The sequence below is a fragment of the Nonomuraea sp. NPDC050404 genome, assembly GCF_040655495.1.
Lineage (GTDB): Bacteria > Actinomycetota > Actinomycetes > Streptosporangiales > Streptosporangiaceae > Nonomuraea.
In genome coordinates this window covers 347967-365620 of the sequence record NZ_JBFAKB010000002.1, presented here as the reverse complement: position 1 = coordinate 365620, position 17654 = coordinate 347967, and the positions used below count along the sequence as shown (strand labels likewise).

12 protein-coding genes are annotated in these 17654 nt (G+C 73.5%); 9 read left to right on the top strand and 3 right to left on the bottom strand.

Annotated features, from left to right (window positions below):
• Nucleotides 1-52: 52 nt before the first annotated feature.
• On the top strand, nucleotides 53-1303 hold the full coding sequence (locus tag AB0I81_RS06885) for a citrate synthase (RefSeq protein WP_360651199.1): 1251 nt from the start codon (nucleotides 53-55) through the stop codon (nucleotides 1301-1303).
• On the opposite strand, the gene AB0I81_RS06880 is transcribed toward AB0I81_RS06885, so the two are convergent.
• The 3 genes from AB0I81_RS06880 to AB0I81_RS06870 form a co-directional block, all read right to left on the bottom strand.
• The gene (locus tag AB0I81_RS06880) at nucleotides 1296-4436 is read right to left on the bottom strand and encodes a chromosome partitioning protein ParA (protein ID WP_360651196.1); all 3141 of its coding nucleotides are present in this window, start codon (nucleotides 4434-4436) and stop codon (nucleotides 1296-1298) included. The two genes, AB0I81_RS06885 and AB0I81_RS06880, sit on opposite strands and share 8 nt — an antisense overlap.
• Nucleotides 4437-4537: 101 nt before the next feature.
• Nucleotides 4538-5827 carry a hypothetical protein gene (locus AB0I81_RS06875; protein WP_360651193.1) on the bottom strand — a complete coding sequence of 430 codons (1290 nt, stop codon included), beginning with the start codon at nucleotides 5825-5827 and terminating at the stop codon, nucleotides 4538-4540.
• Complete coding sequence (locus tag AB0I81_RS06870) at nucleotides 5824-7026, bottom strand: hypothetical protein (RefSeq protein ID WP_360651190.1); 1203 nt, start codon at nucleotides 7024-7026, stop codon at nucleotides 5824-5826. The genes AB0I81_RS06875 and AB0I81_RS06870 overlap by 4 nt, the downstream gene beginning before the upstream one ends.
• A 163-nt stretch (nucleotides 7027-7189) precedes the next feature.
• On the opposite strand from AB0I81_RS06870, the gene AB0I81_RS06865 reads away from it, so the two are divergent.
• The 8 genes from AB0I81_RS06865 (at nucleotide 7190) to AB0I81_RS06830 (ending at nucleotide 17649) form a co-directional block, all read left to right on the top strand.
• Complete coding sequence (locus AB0I81_RS06865; RefSeq protein ID WP_360651187.1) at nucleotides 7190-9325, top strand: fibronectin type III domain-containing protein; 2136 nt, start codon at nucleotides 7190-7192, stop codon at nucleotides 9323-9325.
• A 13-nt stretch (nucleotides 9326-9338) separates the two neighbouring features.
• Nucleotides 9339-10385 (top strand): MoxR family ATPase, encoded by a 1047-nt coding sequence (locus tag AB0I81_RS06860; protein ID WP_360651184.1) that lies wholly within the window; start codon nucleotides 9339-9341, stop codon nucleotides 10383-10385.
• Nucleotides 10386-11513 (top strand): DUF58 domain-containing protein, encoded by a 1128-nt coding sequence (locus tag AB0I81_RS06855; RefSeq protein WP_360651181.1) that lies wholly within the window; start codon nucleotides 10386-10388, stop codon nucleotides 11511-11513. It abuts the gene before it with no gap.
• A 115-nt stretch (nucleotides 11514-11628) separates the two neighbouring features.
• Nucleotides 11629-13761 carry a DUF3488 and transglutaminase-like domain-containing protein gene (locus AB0I81_RS06850; RefSeq protein WP_360651178.1) on the top strand — a complete coding sequence of 711 codons (2133 nt, stop codon included), beginning with the start codon at nucleotides 11629-11631 and terminating at the stop codon, nucleotides 13759-13761.
• A gap of 40 nt (nucleotides 13762-13801) precedes the next feature.
• A complete protein-coding gene (locus AB0I81_RS06845) occupies nucleotides 13802-14752 on the top strand; it encodes a winged helix DNA-binding domain-containing protein (RefSeq protein ID WP_360651175.1) in 951 nt (316 codons plus the stop codon).
• 58 nt (nucleotides 14753-14810) lie between these two features.
• Nucleotides 14811-15389 (top strand): RNA polymerase sigma factor, encoded by a 579-nt coding sequence (locus AB0I81_RS06840; RefSeq protein WP_360651172.1) that lies wholly within the window; start codon nucleotides 14811-14813, stop codon nucleotides 15387-15389.
• Nucleotides 15382-16149: a CU044_5270 family protein gene (locus tag AB0I81_RS06835; protein WP_360651169.1), complete on the top strand. Its 768-nt coding sequence runs from the start codon at nucleotides 15382-15384 to the stop codon at nucleotides 16147-16149. The genes AB0I81_RS06840 and AB0I81_RS06835 overlap by 8 nt, the downstream gene beginning before the upstream one ends.
• Before the next feature lie 27 nt (nucleotides 16150-16176).
• Nucleotides 16177-17649 carry a heparinase II/III family protein gene (locus AB0I81_RS06830; protein WP_360651166.1) on the top strand — a complete coding sequence of 491 codons (1473 nt, stop codon included), beginning with the start codon at nucleotides 16177-16179 and terminating at the stop codon, nucleotides 17647-17649.
• Nucleotides 17650-17654 lie beyond the last annotated feature (5 nt).

The following is a 17654-nucleotide window of genomic DNA, read 5'->3' as shown; positions in this document are numbered from 1 at the left end:
CTTTCAACGTGGATCAATATTGATTTTCATCAACTATGGAAGGGTGGTCGGGGTGGAGTGGATCGACGCGGCCACGGCGGCGGAACGGCTCGGGATCAAACCCGCCACGCTGTACGCGTACGTCAGCCGGGGCGTGCTGCGGCGGCGGCACGGCGAGGACGGACGGCGCAGCCTCTTCTCGGCCGAGGAGATCGAACGCCTCGCCCGCCGCGGCCGGCCCCGCAGCCAGCCTCCGGAACTGGTCATCGAGTCGGCCGTCACGGCACTCGGCGTGGACCGGCCCTATTACCGGGGGATCGACGCGCTCGGGCTGGCGGGGACGGCGTCGTTCGAGACGGTCGCGGAATGGTTGTGGACGGGCGACCGCGACGTCTGGCAGGCCCACCCCCGCGAGCCGTGGCGCTGCGAACCCGAGGACGGGCTGCGCGCCGCCATCGCCGCCCAGCGCGCACTTCCCCGCGACCTGCTACCCCTCGACCGCCTCCAGGTGATCGCCACGGTCCTCGGCGCCTCCGACACCCTCCGCTACCAACTCGACTCGGCCTCAGTCGCCGCCACCGGCCGCCGCCTCATCGCGGGCCTCGTAGACGCACTACCTCCACCCACACCCCCCGGGCCCGCCTCGGCCACCGCTTCCGGGCCCGGTTCGCCCGCCGACTCCAGGGGTGGCTCGATCGCCGAGCGGCTGTGGTCCCGTCTGTGTCCGCGGCCCGCCACGCCCGCCCTGCTCGGCGCCCTGCAAGCCGCGCTCGTGCTGCTCGCCGACCACGAACTGGCCGCCTCGACGCTGGCCGCCAGGGTCGCCGCCTCCGCCAGGGCCGACCCGTACGCCGTGGTCCTGACCGGGTTCGGCGTGCTCGGCGGTCCGTTGCACGGCGGCGCGTCGTACGGCGCGGAACGCCTGCTGGCCGAGATCGCCGAGCCGGGCCAGGCCGCCCGCGCCATCGCCGAGCGGGTACGGCGCGGCGAGCGCATCCCCGGCTTCGGCCACAGCATCTACAAGAACGGCGACGCCCGCGGCGCCACCCTGCTCGACCTGGTCAACCAGGCCGCGCCGGGACACGAGCGCATCGCCGCGGGACAGGCCGTGCTGGCGGAGATGCGCCGCCGCCACCTGCCCGACCGCAACATCGACTTCGCCCTGGCCATCCTCGCCGCCGTCAGCGGCATGGTGCCGGGCGCGGGCGAGGCCATCTTCGCCGTGGCCAGAACGGCGGGCTGGCTCGCACACGCGATGGAGGAGTACGAACGCGGCTCCCTCCTCCGCCTGCGCGCCTCCTACACAGGCCCGCCCATCACGTGAGGGCGGGGGCGCCCCGGTCCACGTATGCGGCCAGGGCACGCACCCGCTCGGCATGCTGATCATGCCCGACGATCACCGGCGGCTCGTTGTACGGCATAGCGTCCGACGAACGCCGCAGCTTGACGTACTGCCCGCAGGCGTCGATCGCGTACGGCTCCATGTCGTCCTGCAACGCCCCGATCACCGTGATCCCGTACGTCTCCCCGATCCTCCTGAACAGCGCCACCGCCTCCCGGCGATGCTCCTTGCCCAGGTTGCGCCCCAGCTCGTCCAGCACCAGGCACAGATGCCCGCCCCCGGACGAGGCGATGGCCGCCGCGCACACCAGCTTGACCGCCTTCTCGTCCATGAGCGCCGTGTTGGCCCGCCGGTTGTACGGCACGAACCCCTGCCCCTCGCCCCGCCGCCACTTCGGCGTCACCCGCCACTGCCAGCGCTGCTCGGGATCGGCGGGAGCGGGCGGCACCGGGAACTCCAGCGTCGCGCCGTACCCGCCGTAGGAGGTGTCGAGCTTGTCGAACTCCTCGGCCACCCGCGTCAGCCGCGCCTTGATCGCCGCCGTCAGCGCCGCCCGGTGCACGGCCGTCGACTGCGCCGCCTCCTCCGCGCCCGTGGCGGCCGCCGCCAGGTCCCGCTGCCGCGTGACGATCTGCGCCTCGATCTGCCGCCGCTGGTGCCGTTCGTACTCCTCCTGCCCCCGCAGATACGACCCCAGCGCCCCGCAGACCGCCGCGAACGTCGCCTGCTCGCGCGCCGTGCTGCCCTCCCGCTCGCTCAGCAGGAACCGCAGCTCCTCCGGGATCTCGCTCTCCTCCTCCGACGGGAACGTGTCGCGCCGCGCCTGGTCGAGGTGGCGCTCGGCAACCCGCCACCACTCCTCGGCCGCACGTGGCCGCTCCTCCTCGGGCAGCGCCTGCAGCCATTCGCGGGCGGTCTCGACCGTGCCGCCCCAGTCGGCGGCCAGCGCGCCGAGCTTGAGCGCCTCACGCTCCGCGCCGACCTTCGCCTCCTGCCCGCTCGCCTGCGCCCGCTCGGCGTCGTGCCGGTGCCTGCGGCCCTCCAGCCGCTCGACCTCCATGTCCCTGGTACGCGCCCGGAAATCCAGCGCACCCGTCTGCCGCTCGGTCTCGGCGACCTTCGGAGCCAGCTCCTCGATGGCCGCGTTCAGCTCGCCCAGCCTGGCCCGCCGCTCGGCGAGCTTGGCCTCCAACTCGGCCAGCCGCACCCCTGCCCTGGCCCCCTCCAGCCGCCGCTGCGCCTCCGCGACGGCTTCCTCCCCATCCCGTACGGCCTGCGCCGCCGTCTCCTGTACGTCCTTGGCCCGGTTCAGCCGCTGCTCGGCGGCCTTGATACGGGCCTCCCGCCCGGTCGCCACCCCGTCGAACGCCCCGACCACGCTCACCCCGGCCGCGCTCACCAGCACGGACCCCGGCAACCCCGCCAGGGCGGCGGCGGCCGCGTCGAGCTGCGCGCCATCCACGATCACGGCGTGCTCATTGGGCCACCCCCGCAACTCCCCGAGCGCGAACCCACCCGGCCCCCCGCCGGCCACCTTCCCAAACCGCGCCCGCAACGCGTCCCCCAGCGCAGCCCCACCCTCCGCAGGTCCGCCGCCCGAGGGCCTGGCATCCGAGGGCCCGAGGCTCGCGCGGCCACCTCCGGACACGGGTATGTGGGCGTCGTCGCGGGCCTGTTCGGCCACGTCGAGGGCGTCCAGCAGGCCGGTCGCACCGATTCCGGCCGCCGCCAGGGCGTTGAGCTGGGCCGCGGCCGGGCCGCCCTCGGCGTCGTCGAGCGCGGCCTGGGCCGAGGCGACCTCCTGGTCGGCCACGCCCAGCGCCTTGAGCGACTCGTTGAGCCGCAGCCGTACCTCTCCCAGCTCCCGTTCGGCAGTCGGCACGTCGCGCCCGTCGGCGAACCGCCGCGTCTCCTCCAGCGCCGGGATCCTCCCGCGCAGTTCGTCGGCGGAGTTCTCCGCGACGGCGCGGTCGGCGTCGAGCTTGGCCGCGCGCGCCTGCATGGTGGCCAGCTCCTTGCGGGCCTGCGAGACCTGCCTGTCGAGCGTGTCCTCGCGCAGCGTGGCGATCTCCGCCTTCACCATGGCGATCGCCTCGGCCGCCGCCTCACCGGCCGCGCGGTGCCGCTCCAGCTCGGCGGCCAGCGCCTCGTCCTTGCCCGCGGCGTCGGCCAGCTTGCGCGCCTGCCGCCCGCGCCAGCACCGCAGCGCGTCCGCCAGCCGGATCCGCGCCTGGTCCCGCCGGTCGAACGTGGTCAGCAGCGCCTTCGACTCCGCCTCGAACTCGGCCAGCCGGTCGGCCGCCTGCGCCGCCCGTACCCGCTTGGCGTGCTCGTCGCGGCGGGCCTCGCGCTCCTGCTCCAGCTCGGCGTCCAGGGCGGTGAGCGCGGCGATCGCCTCGAAGACCCGCTCGGGGGAGATCTCGTTGAGCGGCTGGGAGAGCAGGTTGGTGGCGACCTTGCTGCGTACGGACGTGGACAGGAACGACACGCACCGGACCCTGTCGCCGTAGAGCACCTTGGTCAGGTCGCGGGCCACGACATCGCGCCGCCCGGCGGACCTCGGCAGCGACGCCCAGATCTCATCGGCCCGCGCCACCCGCTCGGCCTCGGACGGCGACGCCGCCAGGTGCACGCCCTCCCGCCAGCGGATCTCCAGGTGCGGCGCCTCCTGGTTGACCTTCAGCCACACCGTGAGCGCCCCGCCCGAGGTGTCGGGCACCTCGAACAACTCCCCGTCCTCCCCGGCCTCACCAGGCTCGGTCTCGTCGGCGGGAGGCTCGAAGCCGTCCATGCCGGGCGGGCCGAAGACGCCCACGATGTACCCGTGATCGGCGCTCGCCCACTGCCGGGCGCCCGCGCCGCTGGCCAGCTCGGCGTTGAAGAGCAGCTCGGAGACCGCCTTGGCCCCCGAGGCGAAGCGCCACTGCTCGTCACCCAGCAGCGCCGTGATCGAGGCGATGAACGAGGACTTGCCCGCCCCGTTGGAGTCCTTGGGCCCCGCACCCGCCACGACGATCAGCGTGCCGGGCACGGTGGGCACCGGATGGGTCGAGAGCCGAGAGATGTTGACCGCCTGCATGGCGATCAGCACCCGGTCCCCGACGACGTTCTCCACCTGCGACACCTCTAACCCCCGTAACCCTTCCATCCGAAAAACCCGTGACTGCCGTGAGAGCCGCGCGAAGGCCGCGACGTACCCTGGCCTACGTCGGTGCCTCATCTGGCCGATCTTCGAGCCAGTACGGCCGCCGCCAGCGGCGTGTTCGGCCCCGCTGCCAGGATCAGCTCCTCCTGCAACCGCCGCCGCGCAGCCGGGGTGAGCCGGTGGAACTGCGGCCCCGGCACGTAACCACCCGCCTCCTCACCCGCCTTCACCTGGCCCAGCAGCCCCGCGTGCCGCAACGTCCGCAGCGCCGCTTCCAACTCGCCGATCGGAAGCTGGGTGTGGCGGCGCAACTCGTCCGCCGGGGTGGGATGCGGCGACAACCACGAGTCCTCCGGTAGCAGCCCCTCGGCCCTCGGGATGGCCACGGAATGCACCAGCACCAGCGCCAGCACCGCCCGCTCCCCAACCCCGAGCCGCCCACCGGCCACCTCATCGGAGTCCGGCGTCTCCAGCGCGCCGATCGTGGCGGCGACGGCGTCGTCGTAGCCGGAGGTCCAGCGGTCGCGGTGCTGGATCAGCGTGCGGCCCCTCCTGGCCAGCATCTCGCTCAACGTGTGGCGCAGGGCGGGGTCGCGCAGGGCGGCGAACCGCACCTCCTGTACGGGCTCGGCCGCATGCTCGACCACCATGAACGCCGCCACCAGCTCAGCCCGCCGCCGCTCGTCATAACCACCCAGCAGGTCGTCGAACTCGGCAGCCCCACCCTCGACCCGCCCCCCGACCACGACGGCCTCGGCAGCCCCGGCGGGCTCGGACACCGAGGTCGTCGGGGTCGCGGAGGCCGCTGAGGCCGCGACGATGTCGGCGTCGCCCACCAAGGTCAGCTCGGGTCGTTCCGGCTCGGGCAGGCGGCGTACCAGCTCCTGCAACTGAGCGTGCGCCTCCACCGGCCACAATGCGCAGCGCGGGCCGAGCAGCACCACCCCGTCGTCCATCACCACCCAGGCCGAGTCGTGCAGCCGCCGCAGCGCCCCGCGCGCCCAGTTGCGCATCAGGTCGTCGGTGCGCCCGATCAGCTCCCGGTAGGTGTCGAGCACCAGCTCCACCGGCGCCGGCTCGCCCGGCCACGGATCCACCGACAGGTCGCGCCAGCAGCACTTGAGCACGGCGGCCAGCACCCGGCGCGTCTCGCCGGACCGCTCCACGGGCACGGCCGCCACCTGATGCTCCTCCAGCAGGGAGGGCGTCACCCCGTCCGGCCACCCCGGCAGGGCGTCGCCGGTGGCGTCGGGCCTGGTCAGCCGCAGCATCCCGGGCTCCGCGGGCACGCCGGCCGCCAGCCGGGCCGGCCCGTACGCGCGGACCAGGGCATGTCCGACAGCCGCTCGCCGCATGTTCATGAGGTGGTCCGCTCCAGATGGCCGTGGGAGAGCCAGGAGGGCTCGTGGGCGGGGTCGATCGTCAGCCCGTCGGACCAGACGAGCCGGTAGGGCAGCTCGGGCCGCAGGTCCACGGTCGTCAGGTCGGCGAGCACGCGCCGCGCCACGACCCAGTCGGAGCCGAGCACGTCGCCCAGCGCCACCCGCGAGGCGTCGCCCAGCAGCGACTCGGCCACCTGGGTGAGCCGTTCGACGGCCGCGCTGGGCGAGGAGTCGAGTGCGGAGCCGGGCCCGGGGTCGGGGAGGTTGGAGCGCGGGGGAGTGGGCTGGGCGGGGACGGGGCGCGGGGCCTCGTCCACGGCGCGGGCGATGGCGGCCGGATCGTGCCACGGCGCGGGCGCGTCGAAGACGAACCCGTCGAGGACCGCCGCCAGCCGCTCCTTGGACGCCGTCTGCGCGAACGTCCGCCACGTCTCCGTCGGCAGCAGCGTCAGGTTGCGGGTCATGCCCGCCGAGTCGGCCAGCCGCCCCGCCGCGCGGCGCGAGGCGTCGCTGTAGGCGTAGATGGCCGCGCGCAGGTCGGTGCAGACCCGGTCGAGCTCGGGCCAGCGGGTCAGGATCGTGCCGTGCAGGCTCTGCGCCCGCCGCGCGATCTCCTCGGTGCCCCACAGCTTGGGCGCCTGCTCGCGCAGCTCCTCGATCGTGCCGGTGGTGAGCGTGATCAGCTCCAGCGCCCACAGCCGGAAGGCCCGCGCCAGGTTGAGCGCGCTCTGCCTGGCCTCCTCCATCGTGGTGCGCGGGTCGGCGACGTTGAGGTCCTCCAGGGCCAGCAGCCGGTGCATCTCGGACTGGCCGCCGTCGTCCATCATCCGCCGGATGAACATCAGCCCCACGACGCTGGTGAACGAGGCGCGGTAACGCAGCTGGTTGGGCTTGGGAAACACCTCGCGGATCGCGCCGAGCCCCTTGAGCACGCGCAGCCGGTTGTCGAACTGGTCGGTGGGGTAGGCCCGGCAGGCGAAACGCATCTGCTCGTGGGTCAGCCACTCCTCGCCCGCCTCCGCGAACGCCCCGAACAGCGTCTCGGCGATGTCGACCAGGGCCGGGTCGTCGACCACCGCCCCGCTGTCGCGCGCCAGCGCGGCGAACATGCGGCGGTAGGTCGACAGGACCGCCTCGTCGGTGAGGACGGAGTCGAGGGTCAGGGGCTGTTCGGACACGGGCACTAAGGTACGGCGTCGCACCGACACTCTTGGCACCCGCGCCCCGTCACCCCCATGGCTACCAGCCAGTACGTCAGCGTAAGGGACTCTTGGGCGCTAGTGTGATGCCCGTTAACGTGCGGGCGAAAATCTGCGTAATCGTACAAACAGGTGGGTAACGGTGCGGATTCGCGTGCTCCGAGGCGATCGGACCACGGCGCTGGTCGCCGGCGCGACAGCCGTGGTGCTGGTCGCCGCGGCGGCGTGGCTCGGCGTGGGCGTCTCCAGCGCCAATCCCAAGCTCGCCGACGTCGGGGCATGGTTGTGGACCAAAGCCCGCGGCAAGGTCGTGCACGTCAACGGCCTGTCCGGCGAGGTGGACGGCTACCTCGACGACAAGGCGGGCCGCCGCCTGCGCGTCGTGCAGGACGGCGGCAACGTGCTGCTCGTGGACGACCGCACCGGCTACGTCAGCCGCGTCGAGCCGAGCCAGCTCAAGGTGGCCCAGACCCGCGACTTCGGCGCGGCGGGGCTGCAACTGGCCGTGTCCGGCAACATCGGGTACGCCGTGGACCCGGCCTCCGGCAAGATCCAGCAGATCGACCCCGCCACGCTGAACACCCTCGGCACCCCGGTCACCCTGCCGGCCCCGCTCGGCGCGGCCCGCATCGACGGCGGCGGGCGGCTGTGGGTTCCGGTGACCGCCAGGGGTGAGGTCGTACCGGTGTCGGCCGGCGCCGCGGCGGAGCCGGTCAAGGTCGGCGAGCCCGGCGAGGAGTTGTCGGTCACGATCGCCGGCGGGCTGCCCGTCGTGGTCAACAGCCGCGCCGCCACCGCCACGATCATCGGGGAGGACGGCGGCGTCGGCGAGATCACCCTGCCCAAGGGTGTCGCCCAGGCCACCGAGGGCGGCGCGCTCACCCCGCCCGCCACCGAGGGCTCCCTGGTGCCGATCCTGACGCCCGGGGACTCGGGCCTGCTCGTGGTGATCGACACCGCGTCCAACTCCGTGCTCAGCACCAAGATCGCCGCGGACGACCCCGCCAAGCTGGGGGTGCCGCAGACCCTGGGCTCCAAGGTGTACGTGCCCGACCAGGGCAGCGGCTCGCTGATCGTCTGGGACAGCGCGGCCGGCGGCCGTCCGACCACGCTGCGGGTGGCCCAGCGCCCGGGACCGGTGGACGTGTTCGTCAAGGACGGCCTGCTCTGGGCGAACGACGAGAACGGCGACAAGGCCGTCGTCATCGACCCGGAAGGCCGCAAGCACGACATCGACAAGGACGACTCCGACGTACCGGGGCCCAGTAACACCCCCAAGCCCAAAGAGACCCCGCGCACCGACCCCACGCGCACCGACACCCCGCCCGACGGCACCACCTCGGACCCGAACCCGGATCCGGTGCCCGACCCGGTCAGGACGACCGAGCGGCCCCGCCCCACCCCGACACGCGAGCCGTCGAGGACCCCGACGCCCACGTCAACGCCCACGAAGCAGGCGAGCGCGCCGTCCGCGCCCGGCGCCGTCACCGCCAGGTCGGGCCCCGGCAAGATCACGGTCACCTTCAGCCAGTCCAGCGGGGGAGAGGTCGAGCGGTACACGCTGCGGACCTCGGGCGAGGGCAACGCCGTGCCGCAGTCGGTGGAGCCCGGCGGGCCGTTCAGGTTCGAGTTCACCGGCGGGAACTGCGCCAACGAGTACACCTTCACCGTGGTCGCGCACTGGTCGGGTGGCGAGGTGGAGTCCGAGCCCAGCGCCGGGATCAGGCCGTGCGTGGCGCCGGGCGCGCCGAGCGGCTTCGCGGCCAAGGCCAAGAACCGGGGCGCCGAGCTGACCTGGTCCGCCCCGGAGGGGGCCGACGACGCCACCACGTACGAACTGACCGGCGCCGCCACCAACAGCGGCATCAAGGGCGAGTCGTTCACCGTGGAAGGGTTGAAGAACAACCAGAAGCACAGCTTCACGCTCAAGGCGAAGAACGCCGCGGGCGAGAGCCCCGAGGCGGTCACGGCCGACGTCGACCTGGCCTACCCGCGCCAGCAGTACCAGAACGCCAGCAATGAGGACACCAACACCATCATCCGCCCCGGGCCGTCGGGCAGCGGCGAAGCAGGCAAGATCCCTGCCAAGCAGTACATCACGCTGACGGTGATCTGCCAGGTCAAGGGCACCTCCTACAAGGACCCGTCGACCGGCAAGACCAGCGACATCTGGAACAGGATCGAGAGCCAGTACGGCAACGGCTATCTGAACGACACTCTGGTGGCCACTCCGGACGGGGGCTTCCCCGAGGGACCGCTCTTCGAGTGCACCGACTGAGAAGGGGACTCAGTTGACCCAGTACAACTACCAGGACCAGTTCGAGCTGCAGCCATACCAGCAGCCGCAACAGCAACCGCCACAGCAGCCGTCGCCGCCGCAGCAGTCCGCGCAGCTCGCCGGCCAGTTCGCGCAGCGTTTCCAGCTCCTGGCCGGCAACATCGAGCGCATCATCCGGGGCAAGCACGAGGCCATCGAACTGGCTCTGATCTGCCTGTTCTCCGAGGGGCACCTGCTGCTGGAGGACGTCCCGGGCACCGGCAAGACCACCCTGGCCCGCTCGCTCGCGGCCAGCGTGGACGCGGAGTGGCGGCGCATCCAGTTCACGCCCGACCTGCTGCCCAGCGACATCACCGGTGTGTCGATCTTCAACCAGGCGCAGCAGAAGTTCGAGTTCCACCACGGGCCCGTCTTCGCCAACATCGTGCTCGCCGACGAGATCAACCGCGCCTCCCCGAAGACGCAGGCCGCGCTGCTGGAGGTCATGGAGGAGCGGCGGGTGACGGTGGACGCCGAGCCGCATCCGGTGCCCAGGCCGTTCCTGGTGGTGGCCACGCAGAACCCGGTGGACATGGACGGCACGTACCCGCTGCCCGAGGCCCAGCTCGACCGGTTCCTGATGAAGATCTCCGTCGGGTACCCGGACCACGTGTCCGAGGTCGAGGTGCTCAAGGGCATGCCGACGGGGCCGCAGGTGGAGCGGCTGCCGGTGGTGGCGCGGGCCTCCGATGTGGCCGGGATGATCGACTTCGCCTCGCGGATCCACGTGGCCGACCCGGTCTACGACTACATCGTGGCGTTGTGCGGCGCGACCCGTACGAATCCGCACCTGCGGCTCGGCGCCAGCCCCCGGGGCAGCCTCGCGCTGCTGCGGGCCGCGCGGGTCAAGGCGGCCGCGGCCGGGCGGCACTACGTGGTGCCCGAGGACGTCAAGGCGCTGGCCGTGCCGGTGCTGGCGCACCGCCTGATCCTCACGCCCGAGGCGGAACTGCGCGAGGTCACCGCGGCCGCCGCGCTCGGCGAGATCCTCGCCGGGATGCCGGTGCCGCAGGCGGCCTAAGTGCGAGCCCACCCACCCACCGCCACGCCCCGGCTGCCCACGGTGCTCACGCCGCTGGGCTGGGGCACGCTCGCCGGGGCCGTGGTGCTGTACGCGACGGGGTTCGCGCTCGGCTACCCCGAACCCGTCGTGCTCGCCACCGGCGCGCTGCTCGCCCTGGCCGCCGCCCTGGCGTGGACCGCTCCGAAGCCCAGCCTGGAGGTGCGTAGGGAGGTCACGCCGCTCAAGGTGCCGCGCGGCGAGGCCGCCGTGGCCGTCCTGAACGTGACCAACCTCGGCCGCCGCGCCCTGTCCGGCCTGCGCGCCCAGGACCGCATCGGCGCCTCCGAGCACACGATCGACCTGCCCAGACTGCCCAAGGGCGCGGTGCGCACGGTGTCGTACCCGCTGCCCACCGACGCGCGCGGACAGATCCCGGTGGGGCCGCTGGTGCTCGTGCGCGCCGACCCGTTCGGGCTCACGCGCCGCGTGCGCGCGTACGGCCTGCCCGCCACCCTCCTGGTACGCCCCCGCACCGTCCCCCTGCCGGTCCCGCCCTCCGGCAAGTCCCACCACCTGGAGGGCCCCACCAGCGACAACGCGCCCAGCGGCACGGCCACCTTCCACACCCTGCGCGAGTACGTGGTGGGCGACGACCTGCGGCACGTCCACTGGCGTTCCAGCGCCCGCACCGGGACCCTGATGGTCCGCCAGCTCATCGACGCCAGCCTGCCCACCACGACGGTCGTCCTCGACACGCGCGCCCTGACCGAGCCCGCGGTGGACGCCGCCGCCTCGGCCGCCGTGGCCGCCGCCAGGGCCGGCTTCCCCGTACGCGTCCTCACCGGCGACGGCCCCCTGTCCGACGCCAGGACGGACGCCGAATCCATCCTGGACCGGCTCGCCCTGGTCGGCCCCGGCACGCCGGGCGTCGCCGAGGCGCTGCGGATGGCGCGCGGCGGCGGCTCGCTGGTGCTGGTCACGGGCGACCCGCAGGAGGCGGGACGGGCCGCCGCGGTACGACGCCGCTTCGACCGCGTCATCTGCGTGTACGTGGGCACCGGCCCCACCCCGGCCGGCGCGCCCGGGGTGACGGTCATGGGCATCTCCTCCCTGGACGACCTGCCGCCGGCGTGGGGCACCCGATGAGCAGCGGCCAGAACGCCCCGGTTTGGGGCGCCCGATGAGCCAGGGGGCCTGGAGCGGCCAGGACTTTGGGGCGCCCGATGAGCCAGGACGCGCGGACGCCGGCGTGGGGCGCCCGATGAGCCAGGCGTTACGGACCGGTGCGCCGTCGCGTTCCGCCCGCCACAACCGGCGGGCCGCGAAGACCCGGGCGCCCGGTGAGCAGGCCGGGCCGGGGTGGCGGTGGGGGGCCGGGCTGGCCGTCGTCGCGGTCGTGTGCGGGGTGGCCGGGTGGGGGTTTCATCGGGTCTTCCCCGGCACCGAGCTGCTCCTGGCCATCGTGCCCGCCGCCATCGCCCCCGCCGTGGTCGCCGCGTTCACCCGCACCCGCCCCCTCTGGCTGGCCCTGGCCCTGGACCTGGTCCTCTGGCTGGCCGGCACCATCCCCCTCTACGGAACCCTCTCCCCGGCGGTCGCGGCGGACGTGGCCAACTCCTGGCACGCCCTGCTGACCACCCTCCTGCCCGCCCAGCCGGACCCGGAGCTGCTGGTCCTGGTCCACACCCTGGTCTGGGCGGCGGCCACCGTCGGCGCCGAGACCCTGACCCGCACCCGTACCAGGATCGCCGCCGCCGTCCCAGCCCTGGCCGTCTATGGAATGGCGCTGCTGCTGGGCGTGGACGGCGAGGGCTCGAACCTGCCGGTGGCGGCGGCCCTGTTCGTGCTGATCGCCGTGCTCGCCCTGCTCCGCGACGACCGCTCGCCGCTGTGGCTGCTGGCCGGCATCCCGGCGGCCGCGGTGCTGGCCGCGCTGGCGCTGGTGGCGGGCCCGCTGTTGCCGATCGCCGCCGAGCCGTACAACCCGAGGGCGGACGCCGACCTGCCGCCGCCGAAACGCGTGGACAGCGTCAGCCCGCTCGACCGCGTCTCGGCGTGGTTGCAGATCCCCGACCGCGACCTGTTCACCGTCAAGGCCGGCAAGCCGCTGAACTGGCGGCTGGCCGTGCTCGACCGCTACGACGGCGTCCGCTGGACCTCCGGCGCCCGCTTCCAGCCCACCGGCGGCCGGGTGCCGGAGGGGGAGTGGACGGGCAAAGCCGACGTCGTACGCCAGTGGGTGACCTTCAACGGACTGCCCGGCACCTGGCTGCCCGCGGCCGAGCGGCCGCAGGAGGTCACCGGCGTGCGCGGGCTGGCGGTGGACCCCGCCAGCGGGTCGCTGCTGGCAGGATCGAAGCCGGTCAAGGGGTTCAGGTACGAGGTGGTCTCGCGGGTGCCGAGGCCGTCCAAGCAGGACCTGCTGGCCGCCGTCCCCGTACCGGACAAGGACCTGACCGCCTTCCCCGACAGCCCTCAGGAGCAGCTCTTCGGCAGGCTCGCCCGGCAGGCCACCAAGGGCGTGAACTCGCCGATCAGGCAGGCATACCGCCTGCAGAACTACCTTCGCACCAACGCCCGCTACGACGTCACCGCGCCGCCCGGGCACTCGCTCAAGGGGCTGGAGTTCTTTCTGGAGACCACGCGCAGGGGGACGTCGGAGCAGTTCGCGGCCACGTTCGCGCTCATGGCCAGGACGCTCGGGCTGCCGTCGCGGGTGGTCGTGGGGTTCCGTCCGGGGCAGACGTCCGGGGGCATTTATCACGTTAAATCGGGGCATGTGATGGCGTGGGCGGAGATCAAGTTCGAGGGGCTGGGCTGGCGGCCGTTCTATCCCACGCCGGGCCGCAGCGGGGCCAAGGACGACCACGAGGTGGCCTCCTCTGCGATCGAGGAGAGCGAGCAGTTGGAGGGCGAGTTCTCCCAGGGCGGCAGTGACCGGCCCAAGACCTCCCGGCCGCAGGCCACGGGCGAAGGTGAGCAGGCCACGGGCGGGGTGAACCCGTGGCTGGTGGCGTCGTCGGTGGCGGGCGGGCTGCTGGTGGCGTACGCGGTGGCGATGGCGGCGGTGCCGTGGTGGCGCAGGCGCAACCGCCGCACGGCGCCGGGGGCCGGGCAGCGGGTGCTGGGCGCGTGGCGGCAGACGTGCGACGACCTGGGGCTGCGTGGCGAGCACGCGCTGACGGCGGGCGACGTGGTGTCCGGCCAGCCGGGCGAAATTTCAACACATCTCACTCCATTGGCTGAAATTTCCAATTTCGTCCGGTACGCGCCCGAGTCCGTCACCGAGTCCGCCGCCACCGACGCCTGGCGGCACAGCGACGCCATCCGCCGCGCCGTACGCGCCCGCACCCCCTTCACCACCCGCCTGCGCCACCGCCTCCTCCTGCGATAACGCGACAGTGCGACAGTGCGATGATGCGATGATTCGGGCCATGAGAAGCGTCGAGGCCCAACTCCTGCACCGCCCGCCGGGCCTGACCGCCGGCGAGATCGTCAGGAGCCTGGCCGCGATGCAGGCCCAGGACGTGCCCGCCGCGCTGCTCGCCTTCCGCGCCCGCTCCACCAGCCTCACCCCCGCCGACGTGGAGGCCGCCTGGCAGTCCCGCGAGATCGTCAGGACGTGGGGCCCGCGCGGCACCCTCCACTTCGTACACGCCGACGACCTCCCCTGGATCCACGCCCTCGCCGGCCCCGCCACGAACACCCTGCGCCGCCTCGCCGAGGAGGGCGTCACGGGCGATGACCCGCTCCCGCTGATCACCCGCGCCCTCGAAGGCCAGGGCCCGCTCACCAAGGCCGACCTGGAGGAACGCCTCGGGGGCCGGGCCCGTGGCCAGGGCGTCGTGCACCTGGTGGCGCTGGCCGCCCATCACGGGCTGGCCGTGCTGGGCCCGTCCCGCGCGGGCAAGCCCACGTACGTGCACGCCGCCGACTGGCTCGGCGCCCCCATCACCCCCGAGCCCGACCGCGAACGGGCCCTGCGCGAACTCGCCACCCGCTACCGCCGCGCCCACCACCCCGCCGACCTGGCCGCCTGGTCGGGCCTGCCGCTCGGCGAGGCCCGCACCGCCTGGGGCCTGAGCGCCGCCCACCCGCCGCCGCGGCCGGAGGAGCCGCTGGTACGCCTCGCGCCCGCCTTCGACGAGTACGTGATGGGCTGGCGGAGCAGGGACCCCGTCCTGGCGCCCGAGCACGCGAGGAAGGTCTTCCCCGGTGGCGGCATCCTGCGGCCTGTCGTGCTGGTGGACGGCCTGATCAGGGGCGTGTGGAGCCGCAGGGGCACGCAGGTGACCGTCCAGCCGTTCGACGACGAGGTGCCCCCGCTGGAGGAGGAGATCGCGGACGTACACCGTTTTCTGCGGAAATTTTCCCGCAAAGCGTGAAAGTGAATCGATGTATCGGGTGATACGACATGACCACTGATACGTCGGAAGGTGGCACATGACGGGGGAGAGCATCGCGGCCACGGTGCCCTGGGCGGCGCGCGCGCCAGGAAGGGCCCTGGACGACGCGGACGCGTTCGCCGCCGTCTTCGACGCCCACTTCGGGGAGATCCACGGCTACGTCGCCCAGCGGCTCGGCCCGGACCACGCCGAGGACATCGTGGCCGAGACGTTCCTCACCGCGTACCGCAAGCGTGCCCAGTACGACCCGTCCCGCGCCGCCGTGCGCGCCTGGTTGTACGGCATCGCCACGAACCTCATCGGCAAACACCGCCGCCTGGAGGCCCGCACCCTGCGCGCGCTGGGCCGCTGCGGCCCCGACGGCGACGCCCCCGGGCACGAGGAGTCCGTCGCGGTACGGGTCAGCGCCCAGAGCCTGCGCCCGGAACTGGCCGCCGCGCTGGCCGGGCTGGACCGGCGCGACCGCGACGTGCTGCTGCTGGTCGCGCTGGCCGGGCTCAGCCACGAGGAGATCGCCGCCGCGCTCGGCATCCCGTACGGCACGGTCGGCTCCCGCCTGAGCAGGGCCAGGAAGAAGCTGCGCGCCCGGCTCGGGGAGGTGCGCGTCGATGGATGAGCTGATCCGCGACCTGTACGGCGAGCCGAAGCCCGACCCGCACGCCGCTGCCAGGGTGTGGCGGCGGATGGCGGCACGGCGGCGGCGCAGGCGGCTGTCGTGGCTGGCGATGATCCCGGCCGTCGCGGCGCTGGCGCTGGTCCTGGTGAACGTGCTGCCCGGGGAGCAGCCGCTGGAGGAGGGCCGTTCGATCCTGCTGACGGCCGCCGCCTCCGCCGAGAGCTCGGCCACGGCCGGCACGTACTGGCACGTCAGGAAGTCGCGTGACGGCACCGAGAGCGAGCTCTGGGTGACCCGCCAGGGTAAGGCGTGGACCGCCGAGCGGGGCGGGGCCGCCCGGATCGCCGGACGGTCGCCGTTCAGCATGGCCGGGCGGGACCTGACGTACCAGCAGATCCAGGCCCTGCCGTCCGACGCCGGCGAGTTGCGCGAGCGGGTGAGCGCGATGTTGCCGCCAGGCTCGCAGGGGCTGCTCGCCGACGCGCTCGCCGGACTGTTGTGGACCAAGCCGTCACCGCCGGGCGTGCGCGCCGCCGCCTACCGCGCGCTCGCCGACCTCCCCGGGGTCCGATACCTGGGCGTGGTCACGGACGAGCACGGGCGCAGGGGAGAGGCGTTCCTCTTTAGCCTGCCCTCCGGCGTCCAGCGCACGCTGACCATCGATCCCGCATCGTCGCAGGTGCTCTCCTCCAAGGACGGCACCGGGCGTTCCGAGGTCGTGCTCGCCGCGGGCTGGACCGACGAGGGACCCCGGCCCTGACGCATCCCCCCGAACAGGAGCCATGAGGTGTTCTGGCGTGCCCGTACGACCTCAGTCAGGGCCATCTGCCTGAGCGACCAGTTCCCCACGATCAAGCCGGAGGAGGTGATGGACGGCCTGGTGACGTTCGTCGGCCTGCCGCCCGTGCGTCTCGGCCCGGAGATCGACTGGACCGCGAACCCGCACGGCAACCGCTCCTGGGCGCTGAACCTGCACTCCCTGCGCTGGGCGGGCCGCCTGGTCGCCGAGTACGAGCGCACGGGCGAGCGGCGCTGCCTCGACCGCGCCGCCACCGTGGCCGACCACTGGATCCGCTCGAATCCGCGCCACGGCCGCGGCGTCAGCGAGTGGGCGTGGGCCGAGCACGCGGTCGCGCTGCGCGCCCCGGCGCTGGTGTGCCTCAGCGAGCACATGCACACCAAGCTGCTGTGGGACGCCCTGGCCGAGCACGGCGAGATCCTGGCCAGCCCGGTCCTCTACCGCGAAGGCCACAACCACGGCCTGGACCAGGACATCGCGCTGCTGGTCGTCGGCTGCCGCCTGGGCCGGGCGCGCTGGCGGGACCTGGCCGTGCGCAGGATGACGGCCTCGGCCGAGGTGGCCATCGACGCGCAGGGCGCGCTGCACGAGCAGGCTCCCCGCTATGGCCTGTACGTGCACCGCCGCCTCGGCGTCGCCCTTCGCGCGATCCGCGAGAGCGGGGCGGAACCGCCCGAGCGGCTGGTGGCCAGGCGGCGGGCGCTGGAGTCGTACGTGGCGCACGCGACGCAGCCGGACGGCCGCCTCGTCCCCATCGGCGACAGCCCGGCCGACGCCCGCGCGGACGGGTTCCCGCATGAGGGGCCGGTGGTGCGGGTGTTCGACGGGGGATACGTCTTCGGCAGGACCGCGTGGGACGATCCGCGGGCCGCGTACTACTCGATCAGGTTCGGGCCGGGCCGGCGGCTGCACGGCCACGAGGACCACCTGGGCCTGACCTACTCGGCCAAGGGGCGCAGGATCCTGGTGGAGGCCGGGTTCCACTCCTACGAACGGACCGGGTACGTGGACTGGACCCGCTCGCCGGAGGCCCACAACGTGCCCGTGCCGACCGCTGGAACGTTCCGTCCCGGCACCGCCACCCGCCTGACCGGCTCGTCCATCGGTGCGTCGAGCCAGGAGTTCGAGCTGGCCGACGACGCCTACGGGGTGCGCAGGACCCGGCACGTGCTCGTCCACCACGGCGCCGACCTGCTGGTCGTACGCGATCGTGTGGCGGAGGGGACGCTGCGCAGCCTGTGGCACTTCGATCCGGCGCTGAAGGTGGTGTCCCGGCGGGAGGGGGCGGTGGTGCTGGGCGACGACGACGGGTTCCGGGTGACGGTCCTGCAGTTCCCCGGGGACGGGCAGGCGGTGCGTCCCGCGCTGGTCTCGACCGGCTACCTGCGCACCGCCGAGGCCGTCACCGTCCTGTCGCCCGAGGCGCCGGGCGTGCTGACCGTGATCGTCCCGTCGGGCTAGCATTC